Raw genomic sequence first — 25,001 nt, forward strand, 5'->3', positions numbered from 1 at the left:
GGGGTCTCCGGGGGAGGGTGTCGGGCTAGATCTGCCGCAAATCGAGCGTAAAGGGAAATTCGAGGCTGCGTTCCACCGGCGGCGCCACGGACCGCCCCGGCGTATGGCCGATGGTGAAGAAACGGGCCAGCCGCCGGCTTTCGGCCTCGTAGGCGTTCACCGGGAATGTCTGGTAATTACGGCCGCCGGGGTGGGAAACATGATACTGACATCCCCCTACGCTGCGATCCATCCACGTATCCACCACGTCGAAGGTCAGCGGGGCATGGGAGCCGATGGTCGGATGCAGCGACGACGGCGGCGCCCAGGCGCGGTAGCGCACGCCGGCCACGTACTCGCCGGCGCGGCCGGTGGGCTGGAGCGGGATGGTCCGGCCATTCACCGTCACCACATGGCGGGTCTCGTTCATGCCGAGCACGCGCACCTCCAGCCGCTCCACCGACGAATCGACATAGCGCACCGTGCCGCCCGCCGCGCCCTCCTCGCCCATCACGTGCCACGGCTCCAACGCCGCGCGCAGTTGCAGCGAGAGCCCGGCCGCCTCGGCCTCCACCTCGCCCACGCGCGGGAAGCGGAACTCGAAGTGCGGCGCAAACCACGCGGACTCGAACACGAAGCCTGCGCTGCGCATCTCGGCCAGCACGTCCTCCAGATCCATCTGCACGAAGGTGCCGAGCATGAAGCGGTCGTGCAGCGCCGTGCCCCAGCGCGTGAGCCGCGCGGTATAGGGCGTGCGCCAGAAACGGGCGACCATCGCCCGCAGCAGCAGTTGCTGCACCAGGCTCATGCGTGCGTGCGGCGGCATTTCGAAGGCGCGCAGCTCCAGCAGGCCAAGCCGGCCCGTGGCGCCATCGGGGGAATAGAGCTTGTCGATGCAGAACTCGGATCGATGCGTATTACCCGTCACATCGGCAAGCAGGTTGCGCAGTGCCCGGTCGATCAGCCATGGCGGGGTGTAGCCATCGCCGGCGCCTTCGTGCAGCGCCACCTGCCGACGCAGTTCCGCGAAGGCGATCTCCAGTTCGTAGAGCTGGTCGTTACGGGCCTCGTCCACGCGCGGCGCCTGGCTGGTCGGGCCGATGAACAGGCCCGAGAACAGGTAGGACAGCGCGGGATGGTTGTGCCAGTAGGCGATCAGGCTGGCGAGCACGTCAGGCCGGCGCAGGAAGGGGCTGTCCGCCGGCGTGGCACCGCCGAGCACGAAGTGGTTGCCGCCGCCCGTGCCGGTGTGGCGCCCATCGAGCATGAACTTGTCGGTGGAAAGGTGCGTCTCGTGCGCGGCCTGGTAGAGGAACTCGGTGTGATCCACCAGTTCCGCCCAGTTGCTGGCCGGATGGATGTTGACCTCGATCACGCCCGGGTCCGGGGTGACCTGGAGCAGCTTCAGGCGCGGATCGCGCGGCGGCGGGTAGCCTTCCATCACGATCTTCATGCCGAGTTCGGCCGCCGTGGCTTCCACCTCGGCCACCAGCGCGAGGTAGTCCTCGAGCACGGTCAGCGGCGGCATGAAGACATAGAGGATGCCGCGCTTGTCGCCCATCGCCTTCAACTCGACGGCCGGGCCGGCGGCGCGGCTGGGATGGCGCACTTCCACGCAGAGCGCGGTACGGATGATGTCCGCCGCCGACTCGCCGAGCGCGGGCGGGCGGGTGAAGGCCGGGGCCAGGCCGGCTGCGTCGGCCGTGGCGACCGGTGCGGGTGCTGGCTCCGCTGGTGTTGCGGGCCCGGACCGTGCCGGGGCGACGGCCTCGCCGCGCGCCTGGGCGCGCCGAACCGCCATGGCGGCCGGACCCAGCCCGGTCGGTTCGAGCGACAGCCCGCCGGCCGGCGCCGGCAACTGGCTGCGCAGCGGTGTAGTGGCCGGCAGCGGGGCGCGCGGGGCGAAGGGGTCCTGATCGAACTGCCACGGGTAGTCGGCCTCGGACACCCACGGCAGGGCGTCGAGCGGCAGCCGGTAACCCATCGGCGAATCGCCGGGCAGCAGATACATGCGGTCATCGCGCAGGAACCACGGGCCGGTAATCCATGCGGCGTCATTGCGCGACGGCGGCTCCTGCGTGGCGCGGGCCAGCGGCAGCACGTAGCCGGTGACGCGCGACAGGCCGCCTTCGAACACCCGGCGCAGGCGGGCGCGCTCCATGGCGTCTTCCAGCCGCGCCTCGTGCGGATCGACGTTGACCGGCAGGCTGCGCTCGCGCCACAGGTAGTACCAGACGTCCTCGTAGCCGGGCAGGATGAAATGCGAAGCCAGGCCGAGCCGGGCGGTCAGGGTTTCCATGAAGCGCCGGGCGTCGGCGTCGGTGTAGGCGTCCGGCTCGCGCTCATCGGCGAACAGCGCCGGGTTCTCCCAGCACGGCACGCCATCGGCACGCCAGCAGATCGACAGCGCCCAGCGCGGCAACTGCTCGCCCGGATACCACTTGCCCTGGCCGAAGTGCAGGAAGCCACCCTCGCCATATTGCGCGCGCAGCTTCTGCACCAGTTCGGTGGCCAGCCCGCGCTTGGTGGGGCCGAGCGCGTCGGTGTTCCATTCGGCGCCCTCGCGGTCGCGCGCAGCGACGAAGGTGGGCTCCCCGCCCATCGTCAGGCGCACGTCCATCTGCTCCAGCGTCCGGTCGACGGCTGCGCCGGCCGCATCGACGGCCATCCATTGCGCCTCGGTATAGGGCTTGGTCACGCGCGGGGACTCATAGATGCGCGTGATCGACATATGGTGTTCGAAGGAGACCTCGCACTCGTCCACCGCCCCGCTCACCGGCGAGGCGCCGCTGGGCTCCGGCGTGCAGGCTAGCGGGATGTGGCCCTCCCCGGCCAGCAGCCCGGAGGTGGGGTCCAGCCCGATCCAGCCGGCGCCGGGCAGGTAGACCTCGCACCAGGCATGGAGGTCGGTGAAATCGGTCTCGGCGCCTACCGGGCCATCGACGGCCTTCACGTCGGGCGTCAGCTGCAGCAGGTAACCCGATACGAAACGCGCCGCCAGCCCAAGATGGCGCAGCGTCTGCACCAATAGCCAGCCGGTGTCCCGGCACGAGCCGGAGGCGTTCTCCAGCGTGGTCTCGGGCGTCTGCACGCCCGGCTCCATGCGGATCAGGTAGCGGATGTCGTGCTGGAGGCGCTGATTCAGGGCCACCAGGAAGTCCAGCGTGGCGGTGGGCGTCCGGTCGATGCTGGCCACGAAGGCCGCCAGGCGGGGGGTCAGCTCGCCGCGCACCAGATAGGGGGCGAGGTCGTGCCCGAGGCTGGCGTCGTAGTCGAACGGGAATGTCTCGGCCGATGGCTCCAGGAAGAAATCGAACGGGTTGTAGACGGCCATTTCCGCCACGAGGTCCACCGTGACCTTGAAGCTGGTGGTCTTCTCGGGGATGACCAGGCGGGCAAGGTAGTTGGAGAACGGGTCCTGCTGCCAGTTCACGAAGTGCTGCGCGGGCTCGATGCGCAGGGAATAGGACAGGATCGGGGTCCGGCAATGCGGCGCGGGGCGCAGCCGCACGACTTGCGGTGACAGATTCACCGGGCGGTCGTAGCGGTAATGCGTGACATGGTTCAGCGCAACGTGCGTAGCCACTACAACCTCCCAGGGGTGCGGTGAATCGTCAGTAATGCGTCAGTGAATCGTCCAGATGGGCATCGGCCGGATGGAATGCAGCAAGCAAGACTTGTACCGAGCCCTATCGGCAGACCGCGCCGTGGCCCCGACGAGGTGGCGCGCGGGGCGCTTCACATCGACCCGCCGCTCTTGGCGCGCAGGCCTTCCTCCAGCAGCGACCGCAGCTTGGCCAGCGCGCCGGGGTCCCCGCCTGCCGCCGCGCGGGCGTACCAGATCTTGGCCTGCTCGATGTCCTTGTCCACCACGCCGGGCTCGCCCCGCTCGTAATAGCTGCCGACGATGTACTGCGCGCCACCGTCGCCGGCTGTGGCCGCCCGGCTGTACCAGGTGAACGCCTTGCCGTAGTCGCGCGCCACGCCACGCCCGGTGAAGTAGTTGGTGGCCAGCGCCATCTGCGCCTGCACATGCCCGCCCTGCGCCGCGCGCTCATACCAGCGATTGGCCTCCACGAGCGACTTCGGCACCAACTCGCCGCGCTCGTTCAGATCGCCCAATGTGAACTGCGCATGTGTCATCTGGTTGTCAGCCGCCTTGCGCAGCCAGACCAGCGCCTCCTGCGGCTTGGGCGACGTGCCCTCGCCACGCAACAGCATCATCGCGTAGTTGAACTGCGCCAGCCGGTTGCCCTTCTGCGCCGCCGCGGCAAACCCCTGCAGCGCGGCATCGAACTGCCCAGCCTCGTAAGCGGTCACCGCATCGCGCGTCTGCGCCTGCGCGGGCGCCGGCGGCTCGGTGGCGGCCCGCATCGGTGCGGCATGGGCCACGGACAGCACGCAGGCCAGAAATGCCATGCACGCCATGACAGCGGCTGCGGCCTGGCGAATCGGGACAAGGGAGGCAGACATGACGTGACTCCGGCGAGCAGGGGTCGGACGGAACGGGGCGCTACCAATTCAGTGTAGCGGACGACGCTTCGACCGGCTCGCCAGAATGCGAGTCGTCTTATGTACGTGGATTGGACGGCACAGAAGACTGGGGGATCGCCAACCTTCAGCGCCGCACCGTGCCGTTCCTGCCTGTTCATCCGAGACACCCACGACGCATCGCGCCCTTGCGTCGCCCGTCCACCCGCCGTCACGGCACCGCTGGCGAGGCGCCCGCGTGATCGCCTGGGAGCCCTTCCGCCTCGCCGACGTCGTCCATGACCTGTCCCACCTGCACCCGCGCCGCCTGACGCTGACCTTCGCCGCACGGGATGGCAAGCCGGCGCAACACTACATCGTCGACGTGATCTTCGGCCTCCACTGCTTCACCCGCGCGGTCAATCCGGAGGCGGGAGACGCCGAGGAGGCGCTGCGCTATCGGGACAAGCGCGAGACCCGGATCTTCTGCCATCGGCGCTACGCGCTGTCGTTCAAGTTGCCGGAGGTGGTGGGTTCGTTGCCGCTGCGCCCGTGTTATCACACAGGCAGAGGCAACTTCCTGTTGCTCGAATGGGTGGATGAATCCGGCGAGCGCCAGGAATATGAGATCTACATCACCGTGACGCGGTCCCGGGAGCGGGGCGCGCTGCGCCTCTATGTGCAAAGCGCGTACGTCCGGGACCGTACCCACATCGGGAGCCGGCCACGCCGCCGCGTACTGAAGACCCGCGTGCTGCTGCACAACACGCTGCACGGCAAGCCCATCAGGATACCGCCGGATTGAGCGGCATCCGTCGCCCAAACGAAAAAGGCTCCCGAAGGAGCCTTTGTTCGCACTGCTAATCGGACCTCTTTGCTTTTCAGCTATCAGCGCACTCGGGCGCAAACCTCTTGCGAGGCGGAGCTGACACGCGGCTTTCGCCGTTCCGTTCATATGCCAACGACGCGATGGTAGCCCGATCGGCGCCGGCTCGCAAGCCGGGCGTTGCGCTCACGCCGCGAAGCGGTAGCCGACGCCGACCTCGGTCAGCAGGTGGGCCGGCTGGGCGGGGTCGGATTCGAGTTTGTGGCGCAGGTGGCCCATGTACACGCGCAGGTAGTGGCTGCTCTCGGCGTGCGACGGGCCCCAGACCTCGCGCAGCAGTTCGCGGTGGGTCATCACCTTGCCGCGGTGGGCGATCAGCACCGCCAGCAGCCGGTATTCGATGGGGGTCAGGTGCACGGGCGCCTCGGCGCGCGTGACGAGGCGGTTGGCCAGGTCCACCTGCACGTCGCCGAAGGCGATGGTCGGCGTGCCCTGCGGATTGGCGCGCGCGTGGCGGCGCAGCAGCACGCGCACGCGCGCCACCAGTTCGCCCACGCCGAAGGGCTTGGTCAGGTAGTCGTCCGCGCCCGCGTCGAGCGCGGCGATCTTGTCGGCCTCCTCGGTGCGCGCGGATAGCACCAGCACCGGCACCTGCGTCCATGTACGCATCTCGCGGATCAGCGTCATGCCGTCGCCGTCGGGCAGGCCGAGATCGAGGATCACTACGTCTGGCTGGCGCGTGCCGGCATCGATCAGCCCACGCTTGAGCGTCTCCGCCTCGTGCACGGTGCAGCCCTCGGCCTGCAGCGATTCCCGCACGAAGCGCCGGATATGGGGCTCGTCCTCCACCAGCAGGACGGTCGGCGAATAGTCGAATGGCATCTCGTTCAGGGTTCCGTCCTGGCGACCTGGTTCAGGTCGCTCAGATCATTGAGGTCGTTGAGGTCGTTGAGGTCATGCAGGGTTTCCGGCTCGATGTCCGGCGGATTGCCGCGCGGCAGCGCGAGCGTGAAGCGCGCGCCATGCGGCGCCGCGCCGTGCACCGGCTCCACCCAGATGCGGCCGTCGTGCGCCTGCAGGATGGCGTCGCACACCGCCAGGCCCAGCCCCACGCCTGCCGTGGCGGACTCGTGCGCGCCGCGCGTGAATTTCTCGAAGATGCGGCGCTCCTGCCCGGCCGGCACGCCGGGGCCGTCGTCCTCGACGAACACCTGCACCATCTCGCCGGCCACGGCGCCGCCGATGCGCACCGTCGTGCCCGGCGGCGTGTACTTGGCAGCGTTCTCCAGCAAGTTGCAGAGCACGCGCTCCACCAGCACGGCGTCGCACTCGACCAGCGGCAGCGCCGCCAGCCCCGACACCTGCACGGGGTGTCCCGCCAGCGCCTCGCGCATCGCCGCCAGCGCCGCGCCCACCAGTTCTTCCATCGACTGCCAGCCGCGCGTCAGGGACACGTCGTGCCGCTGCAGCCGCGCCATGTCGAGCAGATTCACCACCATCGTCCGCATGCGGTGGGCCTGGACGCGCATGGCGTCCACGGTGGCCGCCACATCGGCCGGCAGCGGCGCCCGCGCGAGCGACTCGGCCATGCCGATCAGCCCGGTCAGCGGCGTGCGCAGGTCGTGCGACACCGCTGCCAGCAGCGAACTGCGCAGCTGCTCGGATTCGATCGACACCAGCGCCTGCTGCGCCACCTCCACATAGTGCAGCCGCTCGATAGCGATGGCGATCAGCGTGGCGAACACATCGGCCTGGCGGCGCAGCGCGGGGTCGGCCAGCGCGCCCCAATCGTGCGGCTCCACGGCCAGCACGCCGCGCGTCTGCATCGGCGCCTTCAGCGGCAGGTACAGCACGGTGCTGCCCGGCAGCGTGTGGGTGCCGGTGCCGGCCGCTTCGCCATGGTCGAACACCCACTGGGCCAGCACGGTGTCGATGGCTTCGCCCTTGGTGGTCCGACCTTCTTTCGGACTTGTCTCATTGGGATCCGCCACCGGAAGCAGCCGGCCCGATGCGGAGACGAGGAAGAACGACGCGTGGGCGTCGAACGCGGCACGCAGGAAGCGTCCGCCAATCTCGACGATCTGCTGCGTGGTCAGCGCCGCCGACAGCTCGCGCGCCAGTTCGTAGAGCGTGCGCGCGTCGGTCTCGCGCCGCACCGCCACGCTCGCCTGCTCGCGCAGGCCGGCAGTGAGCTGGCCGATGACCAATCCCACCGTCAGCAGCACGACGAAGGTCAGCAAATACTGCACGTCGCTGACGGCGAACGAGAGCCGGGGCGGCACGAAGAAGAAATCGAACGCCCCTACCGACAGCACCGACGCCAGCGCCGCCGGCCCCCGCCCATGGCGCAGCGCCACGCCCACCACGGCGGCCAGGAACAGCATGGCGATGTTGACGATGTCGAACCAGGGCCGGGCGAATGTGGACAACAGCGTAGCCCCGGCGCACCAGGCCACCGACCAGACATAGTCGAGGCGGCGCGTACCCGATTCGGCGACGTTTTCCTCGGACATCGCCCCTGCCGGCAGGCCCTGCGTGGCCGGCAGCGGCGCCGCGCGTGTGGTGTCGGCCGCCACGCGGATCACGTCGATTTCAGGGCAGCCGGCCGCCAGCGCATCGGCGAAGGTCTGGCGGCCGATCAACCGGTTGCCGGCGCCCAGCACCGGCGACAACGCGCGCCCCAGCAGCATGCGGCCCTGTTCGAGCCATCCGCCTTCATGCTGCCAGTCGGTGCGCGCGCGGCCCACCAGCACCTTGGTGAGATTGTGGCGGCGCACGTAGCCGGTGACCGCGCGCACCATATCGTGTCCGGCCAGCGTCTCGGTGCGGGCGCCCAGTTCCTCGGCCAGCCGCATTGCCGCGCGCACGCGGGTGCGCACCTCGGAGGACAGCGGCACCAGCCGGGGCGTGGCAATCGTCACCACGTGCCAGTCGCAGTCGAGCTGGCTGGCCAGCCGGCGCGCGCTGCGCACCACCTGCTCGGCGTCGTCGCCGGTGCCGATGCAGGCCACCAGCGCCTCGCGCGTGCGCCAGACCGGTTCGATCGACTGGGCGTCGCGATAGGCGCGCACGTCGTCATCGACACGATCCGCCGTGCGCCGCAGCGCCAGCTCGCGCAGCGCGATCAGGTTGCCCTTGCGGAAGAAATTGCGCGCGGCGTGGCGGGCCTGCTCGGGCAGGTAGACCTTGCCCTCGCGCAGCCGGCGCAGCAGTTCGTCGGCGGGCAGGTCCACCAGGACGACGTCGTCGGCGTCATCGAACACGGCATCGGGCACGGTCTCCCAGACCCGCACGCCGGTGATGCCGCCCACGGCCTGGTTCAGGCTCTCCAGATGCTGCACGTTGACCGTGGTCCAGACGTCGATGCCGGCGGCCAGCAGTTCGGCGATGTCCTGCCAGCGCTTGGGATGCCGGCTGCCGGCGGCGTTGGTGTGGGCCAGTTCGTCCACCAGCACCAGCGCGGGATGGCGCGCGAGCACGCCATCGAGATCGAATTCCTTGAGGACGCGGTCGCGGTAGGGCATCTCGCGCAGCGGCACGCTGTCCAGCCCGGCGACCAGCGCCTCGGTCTCGGCGCGGCCGTGGGTCTCCACGACGCCCACCACCACGTCCACCCCCTGCGTGCGCAGCGCGCGGGCGGCGGTGAGCATCGCGAACGTCTTGCCCACGCCGGCCGAGGCGCCGAAGTAGACCCGCAGCTTGCCGCGCCCGGCGCGCGCGCCCTCCTCCTGCATGCGTTGCAGCAGGGCGTCGGGGTCCGGGCGGTTGTCGGCGAGGGTCATGGTAGAGGGGGCGGTGGGACGGATTCTGCCACGGGGCCGGCGGCCATGGGCTGGCGCATCCATTCCATCAGTCGCCCCGCTTCACCCCATCCAGCGCAAGGTTCAGCTTCAGCACATTCACCCCGGGCTCGCCGAACACGGCCAGCCCCGGGCCTTCCGTGTTCGCCGAGATCAGGGCCTCCACCTGCGCCACCGACAGCCCGCGCAGACGCGCCACGCGCGCCGCCTGGTAGCGGGCCGCCGCCGGGCTGATGTGCGGATCGAGGCCGCTGCCCGAGGCCGTCACCAGATCCACCGGCACCGGCGCCTTGTTGTCGGGGTCGGCGGCCTGCAGCGCCTCGATGCGCGCCCGCGCCGCGTCCGTCAGCGCCGGGTTGCTCGGCCCGAGGTTCGAGCCCACCGACGCCGCCGCGTTGTACGGCATCGGCGCCGTGGCCGACAGGCGGCCCCAGAAGTACTTCGGCTCGGAGAACGGCTGGCCGATCAGCGCCGAGCCGACCACCTTGCCGTTTTGCTCGATCAGCGAGCCGGCGGCCTCGTGCGGGAACACCGCGCGGGCGATGCCGGTCACCGCGCCGGGGTACAGCAGCCCGGTCACCACCGCCAGGCCGACGAAGATCGTCAGCGCCGGCCGAAGCAGCCCCGGCTGGCGCGGTACGTTGTTTGCGGCGGCGCCCATGGGGGCCTTGGTTTGCGTAGTCATGCGTATTTCTCCTAGACGACTCGGCTCAGACCCAGCCGAACATCGTCAGCAACAGATCGATCAGCTTGATCCCCGCGAACGGCACGATGATGCCGCCCAGCCCGTAGATCAGCAGGTTCCGGCGCAGCAGCACGGCCGCCCCGAGCGGGCGGTAGACCACGCCGCGCAGTGCCAGCGGAATCAGGGCGACGATGATCAGCGCGTTGAAGATCACCGCCGACAGGATCGCGGACGCCGGCGTGGCCAGCCCCATCACGTTCAGCAGGTTGAGCTGCGGATAGGTGGTGGCGAAGGCGGCCGGAATGATCGCGAAGTACTTGGCCACGTCGTTGGCCACGCTGAACGTGGTCAGCGAGCCGCGCGTCATCAGCATCTGCTTGCCGATCTCGACGATCTCGATCAGCTTGGTCGGATTGCTGTCCAGGTCGACCATGTTGCCGGCCTCGCGCGCTGCCTGCGTGCCGCTGTTCATGGCCACGGCCACGTCGGCCTGGGCCAGCGCCGGGGCGTCGTTGGTGCCGTCGCCGGTCATGGCGACGAGGCGGCCCTCGCGCTGGTACTCGCGGATCAGCGCCAGCTTGGCTTCGGGGGTGGCTTCGGCCAGGAAGTCGTCCACGCCGGCTTCCGCCGCGATCGACGCCGCCGTGAGGCGGTTATCGCCGGTGATCATCACCGTGCGGATGCCCATCCGGCGCAGTTCGCCAAAGCGCTCGCGGATACCGGTCTTGACGATGTCCTTGAGTTCGACCACGCCGAGCACGCGCACGCTGTCCTCGGTGCCTTCGGAGATCGCCTCCGCCACCACCAGCGGCGTGCTGCCGGCGCGCGCCACATCGTCCACGGCCTGCATCACGGCATCGGGGAACTTGCCGGCGCGGTCGGCCACGTAGCGGCGTACTGCATCGGCGGCGCCCTTGCGCACGCTGCGCACCCGCGCGCCATGGGTGACGTCCACGCCACTCATGCGGGTCTGGGCGGTGAAGGGAACGAACACGGGGGCGTCCAGGCCCTTGCCGCCCATTTCGGGGACGGTGGCGTCGGGCTGCTGGCGGGCCAGCGCCACGATGCTGCGGCCTTCCGGCGTCTCATCAGCCAGCGACGACAGCCAGGCGGCTTCAGCCAGCTGGCGCGGGGTCACGCCCGGTGCGCAGATAAAGCGCGCGGCCTGGCGGTTGCCGTGCGTGATCGTGCCGGTCTTGTCGAGCAGTAGCACGTCCACATCGCCAGCAGCTTCCACGGCCCGGCCGGACGTGGCGATCACATTCGCCTCCATCATCCGGCTCATGCCGGCCACGCCGATGGCGGACAGCAGGCCGCCAATGGTGGTCGGGATCAGGCACACCAGCAGGGCCACCAGCACCGTCACCGACACCGGCACGCCGGCCTTGGCCACCATCACGCTATATAGAGAGAACGGTTGCAGCGTGGCCGTGGCCAGCAGCAGGACCAGCGTCAGGCCCACCAGCAGGATGGTCAGCGCCAGCTCGTTGGGGGTCTTCTGGCGCTTGGCGCCTTCGACCATGCCGATCATGCGATCGATAAAGCTCTCGCCGGGGTTGGCGGTGATGCGCACGACGATCCAGTCGGACAGCACGCGCGTGCCGCCCGTGACCGACGAGAAATCGCCGCCCGACTCGCGGATCACCGGCGCGGACTCGCCCGTGATGGCGGACTCATCGACCGAGGCCACGCCTTCGATCACGTCGCCGTCGCCGGGGATCATGTCGCCGGCCTGGACCAGCACCACATCGCCCCGACGCAGGTCCGTGGCGATGCGCGCCTCGGTGGCGCCGTCGGCCCGGATGTTGGTCCGGCCCGGGCGCAGCACGCGTGCCGTCACCGTGGTCTTCAGCCCCCGCAGCGCGGCAGCCTGCTGCTTGCTGCGGCCTTCGGCCATGGCTTCGGCGAAGTTGGCGAACAGCACCGTGAACCACAGCCAGATCGAGATGGCCAGGATGAAGCCGGCCGATTCCCCACCCTGCACGGGGCTGAACAGGGCGCGCAGGAACAGGATCGACGTGAGCACGCTGCCCGCGTAGACCACGAACATCACCGGATTGCGCAACTGGGCGCGCGGCGACAGTTTCCTGAAGGCGTCGACGATGGCCGGCTTGACCAGCTCGGGCGCGAACATGCCGCCCCGGGCCGGAACCTGACGCGGGGTACGCGCCACCGAAGTGCGCGTCACCGTAGTGTCTTGCTGCATACGATTCTCCACGATTACCGGGCCACCGCCTGAGTGGCGGCCGGGATGTGCTGCAACTGCTCGGCCACCGGGCCCAGCGCCAGCGCCGGCACATAGGTCAGCGCGCCTACCAGCAGGACCGAGCCCACCAGCAGCACCACGAACAGCGGGCCGTGCGTCGGCATGGTGCCGGCGGTAGGCGGGGTGCGGCGCTTGGCGGCCAGCGAGCCGGCCATCGCCAGTACCGGCACGATGATCCAGAAGCGGCCGAACCACATTGCCGCGGCGAGCAGCCCGTTATAGAACGGCGTGTTGGCGGAGAGGCCCGCGAACGCGCTGCCGTTGTTGTTCGCCGCCGACGAGAGGGCATAGAGGATTTCCGAGAAACCGTGCGTGCCGGGGTTGAACACCCCCGCGCGGCCGGCCTCGGTCATGACCGCGATGCCCGTACCCACGAGCACCAGCAGTGGCGTGACGAGGATCGCCACGGCGGTCATCTTCATCTCGTAGGCTTCGATCTTCTTGCCGAGGTATTCCGGCGTGCGGCCAATCATCAGCCCGGCGATGAACACCGCCAGCACCGCGTAGACCAGCATGCCGTACAGGCCCGAACCCACGCCGCCGAACACCACTTCGCCGAGCTGCATCAGCAGCATCGGCACCAGCCCGCCGATGGCCGTGAACGAGTCGTGCATGCCGTTCACCGCGCCGCACGACGCCGCCGTGGTGATCGTCGCGAACAGGGAGGTCGCCGAGATGCCGAATCGCACTTCCTTGCCTTCCATGTTGCCGCCGGCCTGGAGCGCGGAGGCCACGTGGTCGATAACCAGCGATGTCAGCGCCGCGTTGACCTGCTGCTCGGACACCACGGCGGCAATCGCCATGACCACGAAGATCACGGTCATCGACGCCAGCACCGCCACGCCCTGCCGGCGGTCACGCACCATCTCGCCGAAGGCGAAGCACAGCGCCGCCGGGATCAGGAAGATGGCTAGCATTTCCACGAAATTCGTGAACGGCGTGGGGTTCTCGTACGGGTGCGCCGAGTTGGCATTGAAGAAGCCGCCACCGTTGGTGCCGAGCATCTTGATGGCTTCCTGCGAGGCCACCGGACCCATCGCCAAGGACTGCGTGCGGGTCTTGACGGTCTCCGTCACGGGCTGGCCGGCGGTGTCGAGCACGGGCTGGCCGGCCGCATCCACCTTGGGCTGGGTGTAGGTGAGTTCCGAGACCAGCGCTGCATCCTGGTAGCGGTCGAAGTTCTGGATCACGCCCTGGCTGACCAGCAGCAGCGCGGTAATCAAGGACAACGGCAGCAGCACATAGAGCGTGGTGCGCACCAGATCGACCCAGAAATTGCCGAGCGTGGCGGCGCCGTGGCGCGCGAAGCCGCGGATCAGCGCAAACACCACCGCAATGCCAGTGGCCGCCGAGACGAAGTTCTGCATCGTCAGCGCCAGCATCTGCGTGAGGTAGCTCATCGTCGATTCACCGGCGTAGCCCTGCCAGTTGGTATTGCTGACGAAGCTGATGGCGGTGTTGAACGAGGAGTCGGGCGAGATCGCGCCGAACGCCTGCGGGTTCAGCGGCAGCATGCCTTGCAGGCGCTGGATCGCATAGACGAAGACCACGCCGAGCACGTTGAAGATGAGGACGGCGATGGCGTACTGCTTCCAGCCCATCTCCGCGTCCGCGCGCACGCCGRCCAGACGGTAGAGCGCGCGCTCAAGAGGGCGGCCCCAGGCGGTCAGGCGATAGTCGCCCTCCTCCAGCGCGCGGCGCATGTAGCGGCCGAGGAACGGCGCCATCGCGAACAGGATCGCGAGGTACAGGACCAGCAGCCCGATGAATTGTGTGGACAACGGCGTGGACATCAGAATTTCTCCGGCCGGAACAGGGCAAAAAGCAGGTAGAGGAAGATCGCGGCGGCCAGGGCCCCGCTCAGGATGTCGGTCCAGTCCATCAGCGCCCCCGCTCGTCGTCCGTCTGCCGCGCAGACGGCGGGTTGGCGCCCAGCGCGGCGCACAGTGCCAGCAGCGCGCCGGTCAGCGCGCCGAAGGCCAGCAACACGAGGAAATAGATCCCGTCCATACAAACCCCAAATAGGAAAAACGTGAAAGATTCACGCTTCGGAGATTAGGGACGGCGGGGTAAAAACGGGGTAGAGAGGGGGAGGGGTGGTGTAAAGAAGATATAAAAACGGCGCCAACGCCAGGCGTGGCGCCGTTTTCCAGCCATGGCGGCTGATCCGGACTGGGCTAGATCCAGCCCGCCCGGTGCAACTTGCGCCAGAGCCAGGTGCAGGCCGTGGCGGTCACGCCGATGACCACCGGATAGGCGTAATGGAGCTTCAGCTCTGGCATAAAGCTGAAATTCATGCCGTAGAGGCTGAAGATCACGGTCGGCACGGCGAGGATGGCGCCCCAGCCGGCCAGCCGCTTGACCACCTCGTTCTGGCCCACCGTGACCAGCGCCAGGTTGACCTGCACGGCCGTGGTCAGCATCTCGCGCACCACGTCAAGCGTGCGGACGATGCGGCTGGCGTGGTCCTCGATGTCGCGGAAATAGGCGCGCAGCTCCTTCGGCACCAGTTCCTCGTGCAGCCGGATCAGCTGGCTGCAGATGTCCTCCACCGGATAGACCGCGTTGCGCAGCCGCAGCACCTGGTGCTTGACCTGGTACAGCCGTTCGATGGCGGCACGATCGAATTCATCGCGGAAAATGTCCTGCTCTAGCGTCTCGAAGTTGTCCTCGAGCCGGTTGACGATGGGCAGGTAGTGGTCCACCACGAAGTCCATCAGCGCATAGAGCACATAGCCGGGGCCGTTGGCCAGCCCCTGCGGGTCGCTCTCGCAGCGCTCGCGCACCGGGGCGTAGGTGGAACTGGCGCCGTGCCGTACCGAAACCACGTAGTTCGGGCCGACGAACAGGTGCGTCTCTCCCACCACCACCTCCTCCCCGACCAGTTGCGCGGTATTGAGCACCACGAAGACCGAATCGCCGTAGGTTTCCAGCTTGGGCCGCTGGTGGGCGTCCAGGGCGTCCTCCACGGCGAGGTCGTGCAGCCCGAACGCCTGCTGGACCTTGCGCAGCAACGCCAGGTCCGGTTCGTGCAGGCCCAGCCAGACAAAGGTGCCGGGCTCGGACAGTACGCCGGCGAGGGCGTCGAATTCGACCGGACCCAGCTTCTTGCCTTGACGATAGGCCGCGCAATTGACGATGGCGCCCATGGGAACTCCGTTGTCGAGATGCGCAATCGTAACAAGAGCGTCACCCTTCTGCGAGCGTAAGCGGCATCGCCCGGCACTTTAGGCGCGCGATCCGGCCGGGAAGCCCCGCATCGGGCACGTTCGGCGCCGGGTTCGAGAATTGTTACAGTTCGCCGGAGAACCGACGTTAGAATGTGGCATTTCCACGGTCACCGACTATGTCTCAGAAGAAATCGCCACGCTTCGAGCTGCGCAGTGGCAACGTCGACGCCCTCCTTCTCGCCCTCAAGACCGCCGACATCGAGGCGCTGCGGGATGATCTCCTCTCCCGCTTCGAATCGACCCCCGATTTCTTCTCCAATGACGTGGTGGCGCTGGACCTGCGCCGCCTGGAAGGCGACGACCGCCTGGCGCTGGACCGCGTGATCGACACGCTGGCCACCCTGCGCGCCCGGGCCATCGGCGTGGTGGCGCGCGACGACCAGCGCGCCTGGGCCGAAGCCTTCGGCCTGCCGCTGCTGGAGAGCCAGAGCCGCCGTGGCGGCCGGGACGAAGCGGCGACGGCTGCCGCCCCAGGCGCCCCCAAGGCCGCCGAAACCCCTGAATCCCCCGCCGCCGAAGCCGCGCCAGTCAACAACACGGCCTCGGATATCGCCGAGATCATGGCCGCTGCCGCCGCCCCGCGCGCGGTGCCGACCCTGCTGATCGACAAGCCGCTGCGCTCCGGCCAGCAGATCTACGCGCAGGGCGACGTGGTGATCCTGGACCTGGTCAGCTACGGCGCCGAGGTCATCGCCGAAGGCAACATCCATATCTATGCCCCGCTGCGCGGACGCGCGCTGGCGGGTGTCAAGGGCAACCCGGACGCGCGCATCTTCTGCACGTGCCTGGAGCCCGAGCTGATTTCCATCGCCGGCATCTATCGGACCGCCGAGCAGACGCTCCCGGCCGATGTGCTCGGCAAGTCGGCCCAGGTGCGCCTTGCTGACGAAAAGTTGATTCTCGAACCGCTGCGGATGAAATAACCGCGCTAACCCATCGGTACGGCCGGCCCGCCCGGTACGAAATACCCTGCACCCATACTGGACCATAGAGCCATGGCAAAAATCATCGTTGTGACCTCCGGCAAGGGAGGCGTTGGCAAGACCACCACCAGCGCGAGCTTCGCCGCCGGCCTGGCCCTGCGGGGCCACAAGACGGCCGTGATCGACTTCGACGTCGGCCTGCGCAACCTCGACCTGATCATGGGTTGCGAGCGCCGCGTGGTGTATGACCTGATCAACGTGGTCCAGGGCGAAGCCAACCTGAACCAGGCGCTGATCAAGGACAAGAAGTGCGAGAACCTGTTCATCCTGCCGGCGTCGCAGACGCGGGACAAGGACGCGCTGACCCGCGACGGCGTGGAAAAGGTCATCAACGGCCTGGTGGGCATGGGCTTCGAGTTCATCGTCTGCGACTCCCCGGCGGGCATCGAGTCCGGTGCGCTGATGGCGATGTACTTCGCCGACGAGGCGCTCGTCGTGACCAACCCGGAAGTCTCGTCCGTGCGCGACTCGGACCGCATCCTCGGCATCCTGGCCTCGAAGACCAAGCGTGCCAGCGAGGGCGGCGAGCCGATCAAGGAGCACCTGCTGATCACGCGCTACAACCCGAAGCGCGTGCATGGCGGCGAAATGCTGTCGCTGACCGACATCCAGGAAATCCTGCGCATCAAGCTGATTGGCGTGGTACCGGAATCGGAAGCCGTGCTGCACGCGTCCAACCAGGGCACGCCCGCCATCCACCTGGAAGGCAGCGATGTGGCCGACGCCTATGGCGACGTGGTGGACCGCTTCCTGGGCAAGGACAAGCCGATGCGCTTCACCGACTACCAGAAGCCGGGGCTGCTCTCGCGCATCTTCGGTAACAAGTAAGGAGGACTCATCCCTATGTCGATCCTGTCCTTCCTGCTGGGGGAGAAGAAGAAGTCAGCGTCGGTCGCCAAAGAGCGGCTGCAGATCATCCTCGCCCATGAGCGCACCGGCCATTCCGCGCCGGCCGATTACCTGCCGGCCCTCCAGCGCGAGCTGGTGGCCGTGATTTCCAAGTACGTGAAGATCAGCGACCAGGACCTGCGCGTCAGCCTGGAGCGCCAGGACAACCTCGAAGTGCTCGAGGTGAAAATCGAAATCCCGCAAAACTGATTGCCCTCCGGCATTTTCGGTATTCGTTTTTCGGTTTTCGAATTAATTCGAGTTTCTCGGTCCTGAACGGCGCGCGGATACCTTCCGTGCGCCGTTATCCCATTAACTAAGGGATAACCCGCCCCTCGCAAGGAGGGGTTTTTGCATTGCAGCAACCATCCACGTGGTGGCTGCAATCGCGCCTGCACAGCCGCCCCACCGCTCGCCTCCCACGTCCATGCACTGCCATGGCGCACGCTGCAATGCACCATTATCACGAGGGTGTGACATTGTGTAGCGACAAACCAACGGAATTGCACCAAATGTCTCTCTAGAGTGCCGGTTCACGCTGCTTTTATGTCCGAAAGTTCCGTGTTTTGTTAAATTTTCGCGGCGTTTACTGCAAACGTAAACCTTTGTGCCGGCCGTGATCCGGTTACGGCACAACCACAAGACAGAAAAGGAGCACCATGAAGAAATCGCTACTCACCCTCGCCATTGGCAGCCTGCTGGCCGGCAGCGCCTACGCACAGACGTCGGTGACGCTGTACGGTATCGTTGACCAGAGCATTCGCTTCCAGACCAACGCCGACGCCGGCAACCACAGCCAGACGCAGCTGACCAACGGCGCGATCACCAACAGCCGTTGGGGCATCAAGGGCAGCGAAGCACTGGGCAACAACCTGAAGGCCATCTTCCAGCTGGAAAACGGCTTCGATCCGGATACGGGTCGTTCCAACCAGGTCAGCACCGCCAACCCGAGTGGCCGTATGTTCGGTCGTCAGGCCTACGTGGGCCTGGCCGGTGACTTCGGCGCAGTCAAGCTGGGCCGCCAGTACACCGAAGGGTTTAATTTGTTCGGCGACTTCGACCCGCTGACCATCGGTAACTACGACAACAACGCCTGGCCGTTCTTCCTGACCCAGATCCGTACCGACAATGTGGTGAGCTACTCGGGCGCGTTCGCGGGCCTGAACGTGGGCGCCAGCTACGGCTTCGGTGAGACCGCCGGCAGCATGACGCGCAACCAGTACTGGGGCACCCGTGCCTCGTACGACATCGGGCCGTTCGGCATCGGCGCCGTGTACCAGGAATTCCGCAACGCCAGCAGCGAGCGCCAGCAGATGTGGGGCCTGGCTGGTAAGTACACCATCGGCGCAGCCAAGCTGTTCCTCGGTTACGTCGGCGGCCGTGACGCCACCGGTACGATCGACAATGGCTTCCTGAACCGCTCGGCCGCCACGACCACGGTTGCCGCCCAGAACGCCATCGCCGCCGGCGCCGCCAACACGCCGCGCAAGGACATGATCGGCTACGTCGGCATGACCTACCAGGTCAGCCCGGCCCTGGCCGTGACCGGCGTGTTCTACGGCGACCACGTGAAGGACAAGAACGGCGTGGAAAGCAGCGGCAACCGCTACACCGGCGTGCTGCTGGCCGAGTACTCGCTGTCCAAGCGTACCCAGGTGTACGGCACCGTCGACTACAACAAGGTCACGGGCGCTGTGCAGGCCGAAATGCCTGGCAAGAACAACCAGACGGGCGTGGCCGCAGGTATCCGCCACATCTTCTGATTGTTGGTCTGACCGCATCGCAGAAAGGCACCTTCGGGTGCCTTTTTGTTTTTCAGGGCGGCGGGTCGTTCCTGCCGTCATCAGCGATTGGGGCCCAGCACCGGCTGGCGGCCCGTTCCACGGCGCCTGCGGGAGCCGCCGGCCGGCGCGGCGTCGGGCTTGGGTGCAGGCCCCGCCGACCCCTCGTCGCCGAGCAACTCCAGCCGATAGCCATGCGTGTACAGCGGGACGATGCGCACGCCGTTGTCGGGCCAGAGTCCCAGCTTGTTGCGCACGCGCGAGATGTGGGTGTCGATGGTGCGGGACATCGGCGGGATGTCGCGCCCCCAGACCGCCACCACCATGTGTTCGCGCGGCACCACCCGGCCGGCGTTGCGGAACAGCAGCAGCGCGAGGTCGAATTCCTTGGGCGTCAGCGCCACCTTCTGGCCGTGGCATGTCGAGGCCCGGGTGGCCAGGTGGAAGGCGAAGCAGCCCCAGGCCATGCTGCCGTCGCGCGACTGACGCAGGTCCGGGTACGCGCGGCGCAGCAGCGCCTCGATCCGCGCGGCCAGTTCCTGCGGGCGGATCGGCTTGACCATGTAGTCGTCCGCTCCCGCTGCCAGCGTCGCCACGATGTCCCGCTCGTTGTCCAGCCCGGTCAGGAACATCACCGGCACGCGGGCGTCCAGATGGGCGCGCACCCACGCCAGCACCTCGCGGCCGCTGACCTGCGGCGCGTGCCAGTCCAGCAGCAGCAGGTCGAACGTGACCTTGCGCAGCGTCAGCAGCATGCGCCGGCCGTCGTCGAACGTCACGCACTCGTGCCCGGCGGCCGTCACGATCTCCCGAATCCGCGCGGCGTGGCCGGCGTCTGGCTCCAGCGAAGCTATCCTCAATCCCATCGTCGTTGCGCGCCCCCGAGGCGCATCCGTTGTCTGCCATCCGAGCATTAGAGGCCGGGACGCGTCGCAACCCTATAAGACGATGCTCATTTTTAGTCGGCAACAAATGTTTACTTCGTGCCGGCCGGCGCGCGGCCTACCATGGCCGCATCGAAACAAGCCGAGGGAGGCCCATCGTGAAGATCGCCGCGCTGGCGGACAACCCGTCCCGCGCCGGGATGCTCAGGCACGCGCTGCATCGGGGCGGGCATGTCGTGCGCTGCTTCGGGTGTGGAAAGTCGATGACGGACGCGGTGCGGGACGCCCGCTACGACGTGCTGCTGCTGGACCGCGCGAGTTCCATCGCCGCCGCGACGGCCGCGTGCGACGTGCTGAAATGGGTGCGCGACACGCTCGGACAAGGCGTGCCGGTGATGATGCTGGGCCGGGGCGACGACGAGGCACAGGTGGCGGCCTGTCTGGCGGCGGGCGCCGATGCCTACGTGGGCGAGGCGGGGCGCGGGGCCGAGTTGCTGGCGCGCGTGGAGGCGCTGGCGCGGCGCGCGGCAGTACCGGGAATGCTGGCCGGCACCGTGGCGCCGGCGGGCTTCGGCGACATGCCCGAGCAACTCGTGAGCGGCGTCTATCGCTTCGTCACGGCCGAGCGGCAGGCCTGGGTGGCCGGTGTGCCCGTGGCGCTGGCGCCAAAGGAGTTTGCGCTGGCCCTGCTGCTGTTCCGCAACCTGGGCACGCTGGTGCTGCGCGAGGCGATGATCCGGCACGTCTGGCCGGACGGCGGGGTGCACACGCACGCGCGCACCGTGGACAGCCACCTCTCGCGCGTGCGGACCAAGCTGGCGCTATGGCCCCGCAACGGCGTGATGCTGCGGGCGATCCACCGGCTGGGCAGCCGGCTGGATCTGGTCTAGCCGATGGTGGACGACGGGGGCTCAGTCGGCCTTGATGCCGGCTTCCTTGACGATGCGCGCGTTGTCTTCCGACTCCGCGCGAATAGCGGCGGCGAACTGCGCGGCGGTGCCGCCGGTGGGCACCTCGCCGCCCTTGAGCAGGCGCTCGCGCACTTCCGGCTCGCCCAGCGCCTTGTTCAGCTCGGCGTTGAGGCGGTTGATGATGGCCGGCGGGGTCTTGCCCGGAGCGAAGATGCCGAACGTCGACGTCAGGTTGGCCTTGGGATAGCCGAGTTCGGCGAAGGTCGGCACGCCGGGCAGGCTCTCCAGGCGCTTGGGCGCGCCCACGGCCAGCGCGCGCAGGCGGCCCGCCTGCATATGCTGGCTCAGCATGGGGCTGGCGTTGGTGCTCATCACCTCGAACTGCGCGCCCAGCGCGTCGTTCATCTGCTGGCCCGCGCCCTTGTAGGGGATCAGCGTGATGTCGGCCTTGGACTTCGCCTTGACCTGCTCGAGCATCACGTGCCCGACCGTGCCCAGGCCCGAAGTGGCCCAGCGGACCGAACCCGGCTTGGCCTTGGCCTGCGCGACGAGGTCCGGGAAGGCCTTGCCGGCGAAGCCCGAGGTGGCCACCACGAGCACCGGCGAGTACATGACGCTCATGACCGGCGCCACGTCGTGCTCGGGGTCGTAGTTGACGCGGCCCACGTGCGGGTTCAGCGTCAACGGGCTGGTGGAGGCGAAGCCGATGGTGTAGCCGTCCGGCGCGGCCTTGGCCACGGCGTCGATGCCGATGCTGCCGCCAGCGCCGGCCTTGTTCTCCACCACCACGGAGGTGCCCATCTGCACGGACAGCTTCTCGCCCAGCGCGCGGGCCACGGCGTCGCTGATGCCCCCGGTCGGGTAGGCCACGATCACGCGGATCGGGCGGCTCGGGTAGGCGTCGGCCGCGTGGGCGGAGGAAACGAAGGACGGGGCCGCAAGCGTGGCGACAGACAAGGCCGCCAGCAGCGGCTTGGAAATGGCAGGAAACATGTTGGAAACGGGGCGGGAGGGTTGCTGATGGATAGGCGCTATCTTAGCCGAAGGGCCCCGGCGGCCCCGCCCGCTTGCCGTTCCGGCCTTGCCAGCCCTCCCGGCGAAGCCGTTTCAGCGCACGAGCGGGTGTTCCGGCACCCACGAGACGAAGAGTTCGTTGGCGCGGTCGTACAGCCGCCACGCCGTGCCGCACTCGCGGCAGGTGAAGGACAGCATGCTGAACGGCACCCCGGCCGCGCTGGCACTGACATGGGGCGCCGTGTTGCGCAGAGCCAGGCAGGCGTGCGGCTCGCGCCGGCGCGGGTCCTCGGCCAAGGCCAGGCAGTGGGCGCAGGCGGGGCGGGTGGGTACCGGCAGGGGCGGGGCGGCTGGCATGGCGGGATGACCGGAATGACCGGGGAGCGGGGGCACGGCGGACTTCATGCCCGCCATGATGCCGCAAAACGCTGGCGTTGGCCCCATCTGGCGGTGATTGGTCCGTGGCCGGGCCATGGGCAGGCCATGTCGCGCCATGTCTGCTGCGTGCGCGCGACAGGCTGGCGTTTTCACGCGGCATCGCGTCTGGCGCACTTTACGTGGCGGCGCCATGCGCTCAAGATTTCCGATCCCACATCCCCATAACAAGGAGCCTGACCGCATGCCATCCGTTCGTCGCCCCCGCTTCCATGCCCTGCGCGCCCTGCCGTTCGCGCTGGCACTGGCCTCCGCCTGCGCCGCCACGGCCCACGCCGCCCCGGTGGAGCCGGCCTACCAGCTCGCCCAGCAGGAGAAGCCCGCGCTGATCGCCACGCTCAAGGATCTGGTGTCGATCGAGTCCGGCAGCAAGGATATCGAGGGCCTGGACCGCATCGCCTCGCTGATCCGGGACCGGCTGGCCGCGCTCGGCGGCGACGCCAAGCTGGTCGAGCCCACCGAGGTCTACCGGATGGAAGACACGCCGGAGAAGGTCGGCAAGATGGTCGTGGCCCAGTTCAAGGGCACCGGGCGCCGCAACATCATGCTGATCGCCCACATGGACACCGTGTACCTGCGCGGCATGCTCGCGCAGCAGCCGTTCCGCGTGGACGGCGACCGCGCCTACGGGCTGGGCATTGCCGACGACAAGAATGGCGTGGCCGTGATCCTCCACACGGTGGCCATCCTGCAAAAGATGAAGTTCAAGGACTACGGCACGCTGACGGTGCTGATCAACGGCGACGAGGAAATCAGCTCGCCGGGCGCCCGCGCCATGATGACCAAGCTCGGGGCGCAGCAGGACGCCGTGTTCTCGTGCGAGGCCACGCGCGTCACGGGCGACCGCCTGTCGCTGGCGACGAGCGGCATCGGTGCGATTTCGCTGAAAGTCGCGGGCAAGGCGTCGCACGCGGGTAGCGCGCCGGAGCTGGGCCGCAATGCGTTGTACGAGTTGTCGCACCAGATCCTGCAGATGCGCGACCTGTCCAACCCGGACACCGGGCTCAAGGTCAACTGGACGATCTCGAACGCGGGCACCAACCGCAACGTGGTTCCGGCCGTCGCCACGGCGCAGGCCGATGTGCGCGTGCTGCGCACCGCCGACTACGATGGCCTGGAGCGCACGCTGCAGGAGCGCGTGAAGCAGAAGCTGATTCCGGACACCAAGGTCGAGGTCAAGTTCGAGCGTCGTCGCCCGCCGCTCGAGGTCACCCAGGCGGCGCGCACGCTGGCAGCCCATGCGCAGGGCATTTATTCGGAAATCGGCGAGAAGCTGATGGTCTATGACACTGCCGAAGGCGGCGGCACCGACGCGGCGTTCGCGGCGGCGGGCACCAAGGCACCGGTGATCGAGCGCTTCGGGCTGCGCGGCTTTGGCGCGCATTCGAACGATGCCGAGTACGTGGACCTGAACTCGGTCACGCCGCGCCTGTACCTGCTGACGCGGATGATCATGGATGTGTCCCAGGATAAGGCTGGGGCCGCGAAGTAGGCGTTCTACGAGGGGTGGCGGGCAGGTTCATGCGCCGGCCCTCTCCCCCGGCCCCTCTCCCGCAAGCGGGCGAGGGGAGCAATCCAACGGCGGGCTAGGCCGCCGCGGTCTTCTTCCGTCCGCCGAGGTCCGGCAGGAACACCGCCAGCAGGCCGAGCAGCGGCAAATAGGCGCAGACGTCGTACACGGTCTTGATGCCGTGCGTGTCGGCCAGGGTGCCGAGCACGGCGGCGCCGATGCCGCCCATGCCGAACGCGAAGCCGAAGAACAGGCCGGACACCATGCCGACCTTGCCCGGAATCAGCTCCTGGGCGAACACGAGGATGGCCGAGAACGCCGAGGCCAGGATGAAGCCGATCACGAACGACAGCACGCCGGTCCAGAACAGGTTGGCGTGCGGCAGCATCAGCGTGAACGGCGCCACGCCGAGGATCGACGCCCAGATCACGCGCTTGCGGCCGATGCGGTCGCCAATCGGGCCGCCGAGGATGGTGCCAGCCGCTACCGCGAACAGGAACAGGAACAGGTAGATCTGCGAAGACTGGCGGGTCAGCCCGAACTTCTCCATGAGATAGAACGTGTAATACGTGTTCAGGCTCGCCATGTAGAAGTACTTCGAGAAGATCAGCAGCAGCAGCACCGCGATGGCGCGGACCACGGTGCGGGTCGGCAGCGGCTTGGCCGCCGTGCCGGCGCCCTTCTTCTTGGCTGCGCGCTCGGCCAGGTGGCGGCCGTACCAGCCGCCGATCTGCCACAGCACGGCAATCGCCAGCAGCGCGGCCAGCGAGAACCACGCCACGCTGCCTTGCTGGTGCACGATCCACGCCGCCAGGAGCGGCCCCATGGCGCTACCGCCGTTGCCGCCCACCTGGAAGATCGACTGGGCCAGCCCGTGCTGGCCGCCCGAGGCCATGCGCGCCACGCGCGACGACTCCGGATGGAAGATCGACGAGCCGGTACCCACCAGCGCCGCCGCCACCAGCAGCACGCCATAGGTCGGCGCCACGGACAGCAGCAGCAGCCCGCACAGCGTAAAGCCCATGCCGATGGCCAGCGAATGTGGCTTCGGATGCTTATCTGTGTACAGGCCAACGATCGGCTGCAGCAGCGACGCGGTGATCTGATAGGTCAGCGTCAGCAGGCCGATCTGGGTGAAGCTCAGGTTGAAGCCGCCCTTGAGCATCGGATAGATGGCCAGGATCAGCGACTGAATCATGTCGTTGAGGAAGTGCGCGAAGCTGATCGCGTACAACACGCGGAAGCGCGTGCCTTCCTCGCGGTGCGCGGCCTCGGCGGCGGGGGCGGGATTGACGGTTGTGCTCATGGGGCGGGGCGCATTGGCCGATCTGGTTAAAAG

The 25,001-nt window shown here is 68.1% G+C and carries 21 protein-coding genes; 7 read left to right on the plus strand and 14 right to left on the minus strand.

What is annotated here, in order from left to right; genetic code table 11:
- Nucleotides 1-25 precede the first annotated feature (25 nt).
- Together AC1DP9_RS08310 and AC1DP9_RS08315 are read right to left on the minus strand one after the other, a co-directional pair.
- Nucleotides 26-3,565 (minus strand): transglutaminase family protein, encoded by a 3,540-nt coding sequence (locus tag AC1DP9_RS08310; RefSeq protein WP_477107033.1) that lies wholly within the window; start codon nucleotides 3,563-3,565, stop codon nucleotides 26-28.
- Between the two features lie 152 nt (nucleotides 3,566-3,717).
- Complete coding sequence (locus AC1DP9_RS08315; RefSeq protein WP_369823465.1) at nucleotides 3,718-4,407, minus strand: tetratricopeptide repeat protein; 690 nt, start codon at nucleotides 4,405-4,407, stop codon at nucleotides 3,718-3,720.
- 301 nt (nucleotides 4,408-4,708) lie between these two features.
- Here AC1DP9_RS08315 and AC1DP9_RS08320 point away from each other — a divergent pair, with 301 nt between their 5' ends.
- A complete protein-coding gene (locus tag AC1DP9_RS08320) occupies nucleotides 4,709-5,254 on the plus strand; it encodes a hypothetical protein (RefSeq protein WP_477107034.1) in 546 nt (181 codons plus the stop codon).
- Between the two features lie 207 nt (nucleotides 5,255-5,461).
- On the opposite strand, the gene kdpE is transcribed toward AC1DP9_RS08320, so the two are convergent.
- The 8 genes from kdpE to AC1DP9_RS08360 form a co-directional block, all read right to left on the minus strand.
- A complete protein-coding gene (gene kdpE / locus AC1DP9_RS08325; RefSeq protein WP_092291206.1) occupies nucleotides 5,462-6,157 on the minus strand; it encodes a two-component system response regulator KdpE in 696 nt (231 codons plus the stop codon).
- 5 nt (nucleotides 6,158-6,162) lie between these two features.
- Entirely contained in the window at nucleotides 6,163-9,057 is a 2,895-nt protein-coding gene (locus tag AC1DP9_RS08330; RefSeq protein ID WP_477107035.1) for a DUF4118 domain-containing protein, read from the minus strand.
- A 67-nt stretch (nucleotides 9,058-9,124) separates the two neighbouring features.
- On the minus strand, nucleotides 9,125-9,760 hold the full coding sequence (kdpC, locus tag AC1DP9_RS08335; protein ID WP_477107036.1) for a potassium-transporting ATPase subunit KdpC: 636 nt from the start codon (nucleotides 9,758-9,760) through the stop codon (nucleotides 9,125-9,127).
- A 25-nt stretch (nucleotides 9,761-9,785) separates the two neighbouring features.
- Nucleotides 9,786-11,966 (minus strand): potassium-transporting ATPase subunit KdpB, encoded by a 2,181-nt coding sequence (gene kdpB / locus AC1DP9_RS08340; protein ID WP_441591501.1) that lies wholly within the window; start codon nucleotides 11,964-11,966, stop codon nucleotides 9,786-9,788.
- 14 nt (nucleotides 11,967-11,980) lie between these two features.
- Nucleotides 11,981-13,807 carry a potassium-transporting ATPase subunit KdpA gene (gene kdpA, locus AC1DP9_RS08345; RefSeq protein ID WP_477107093.1) on the minus strand — a complete coding sequence of 609 codons (1,827 nt, stop codon included), beginning with the start codon at nucleotides 13,805-13,807 and terminating at the stop codon, nucleotides 11,981-11,983.
- A gap of 11 nt (nucleotides 13,808-13,818) precedes the next feature.
- The gene (kdpF, locus tag AC1DP9_RS08350) at nucleotides 13,819-13,908 is read right to left on the minus strand and encodes a K(+)-transporting ATPase subunit F (RefSeq protein WP_092291198.1); all 90 of its coding nucleotides are present in this window, start codon (nucleotides 13,906-13,908) and stop codon (nucleotides 13,819-13,821) included.
- On the minus strand, nucleotides 13,908-14,036 hold the full coding sequence (locus AC1DP9_RS08355; RefSeq protein ID WP_255370702.1) for a hypothetical protein: 129 nt from the start codon (nucleotides 14,034-14,036) through the stop codon (nucleotides 13,908-13,910). Before AC1DP9_RS08355 ends, kdpF begins: the two co-directional genes overlap by 1 nt.
- A gap of 167 nt (nucleotides 14,037-14,203) precedes the next feature.
- The gene (locus AC1DP9_RS08360; RefSeq protein WP_092291196.1) at nucleotides 14,204-15,175 is read right to left on the minus strand and encodes a magnesium and cobalt transport protein CorA; all 972 of its coding nucleotides are present in this window, start codon (nucleotides 15,173-15,175) and stop codon (nucleotides 14,204-14,206) included.
- 197 nt (nucleotides 15,176-15,372) lie between these two features.
- Between AC1DP9_RS08360 and minC the strand changes: the two genes are divergently transcribed.
- The 4 genes from minC to AC1DP9_RS08380 all read left to right on the plus strand — a co-directional run bounded on the left by minC (nucleotide 15,373) and on the right by AC1DP9_RS08380 (nucleotide 18,890).
- Nucleotides 15,373-16,179 carry a septum site-determining protein MinC gene (minC, locus tag AC1DP9_RS08365; protein ID WP_441644112.1) on the plus strand — a complete coding sequence of 269 codons (807 nt, stop codon included), beginning with the start codon at nucleotides 15,373-15,375 and terminating at the stop codon, nucleotides 16,177-16,179.
- A 72-nt stretch (nucleotides 16,180-16,251) separates the two neighbouring features.
- Nucleotides 16,252-17,067 carry a septum site-determining protein MinD gene (minD, locus tag AC1DP9_RS08370; protein ID WP_092291192.1) on the plus strand — a complete coding sequence of 272 codons (816 nt, stop codon included), beginning with the start codon at nucleotides 16,252-16,254 and terminating at the stop codon, nucleotides 17,065-17,067.
- Nucleotides 17,068-17,082: 15 nt separating this feature from the next.
- Entirely contained in the window at nucleotides 17,083-17,337 is a 255-nt protein-coding gene (gene minE, locus AC1DP9_RS08375) for a cell division topological specificity factor MinE (RefSeq protein ID WP_011296252.1), read from the plus strand.
- A gap of 449 nt (nucleotides 17,338-17,786) precedes the next feature.
- On the plus strand, nucleotides 17,787-18,890 hold the full coding sequence (locus AC1DP9_RS08380; protein WP_092291190.1) for a porin: 1,104 nt from the start codon (nucleotides 17,787-17,789) through the stop codon (nucleotides 18,888-18,890).
- Nucleotides 18,891-18,970: 80 nt separating this feature from the next.
- On the opposite strand, the gene AC1DP9_RS08385 is transcribed toward AC1DP9_RS08380, so the two are convergent.
- Nucleotides 18,971-19,774: a response regulator transcription factor gene (locus AC1DP9_RS08385; protein ID WP_092291188.1), complete on the minus strand. Its 804-nt coding sequence runs from the start codon at nucleotides 19,772-19,774 to the stop codon at nucleotides 18,971-18,973.
- Nucleotides 19,775-19,950: 176 nt separating this feature from the next.
- On the opposite strand from AC1DP9_RS08385, the gene AC1DP9_RS08390 reads away from it, so the two are divergent.
- Nucleotides 19,951-20,682, plus strand: coding sequence for a response regulator transcription factor (locus AC1DP9_RS08390; protein WP_477107037.1), 732 nt, complete (start codon nucleotides 19,951-19,953; stop codon nucleotides 20,680-20,682).
- Nucleotides 20,683-20,703: 21 nt separating this feature from the next.
- On the opposite strand, the gene AC1DP9_RS08395 is transcribed toward AC1DP9_RS08390, so the two are convergent.
- Together AC1DP9_RS08395 and AC1DP9_RS08400 are read right to left on the minus strand one after the other, a co-directional pair.
- Complete coding sequence (locus tag AC1DP9_RS08395; protein ID WP_454756716.1) at nucleotides 20,704-21,696, minus strand: Bug family tripartite tricarboxylate transporter substrate binding protein; 993 nt, start codon at nucleotides 21,694-21,696, stop codon at nucleotides 20,704-20,706.
- Nucleotides 21,697-21,810: 114 nt separating this feature from the next.
- Nucleotides 21,811-22,074 carry a hypothetical protein gene (locus tag AC1DP9_RS08400; RefSeq protein ID WP_177219853.1) on the minus strand — a complete coding sequence of 88 codons (264 nt, stop codon included), beginning with the start codon at nucleotides 22,072-22,074 and terminating at the stop codon, nucleotides 21,811-21,813.
- Between the two features lie 262 nt (nucleotides 22,075-22,336).
- Between AC1DP9_RS08400 and AC1DP9_RS08405 the strand changes: the two genes are divergently transcribed.
- Entirely contained in the window at nucleotides 22,337-23,644 is a 1,308-nt protein-coding gene (locus AC1DP9_RS08405) for a M20/M25/M40 family metallo-hydrolase (RefSeq protein ID WP_477107038.1), read from the plus strand.
- A gap of 94 nt (nucleotides 23,645-23,738) precedes the next feature.
- On the opposite strand, the gene AC1DP9_RS08410 is transcribed toward AC1DP9_RS08405, so the two are convergent.
- Complete coding sequence (locus tag AC1DP9_RS08410; protein ID WP_092291178.1) at nucleotides 23,739-24,968, minus strand: MFS transporter; 1,230 nt, start codon at nucleotides 24,966-24,968, stop codon at nucleotides 23,739-23,741.
- Nucleotides 24,969-25,001 lie beyond the last annotated feature (33 nt).

This window comes from Cupriavidus sp. 01L43, from assembly GCF_056399925.1.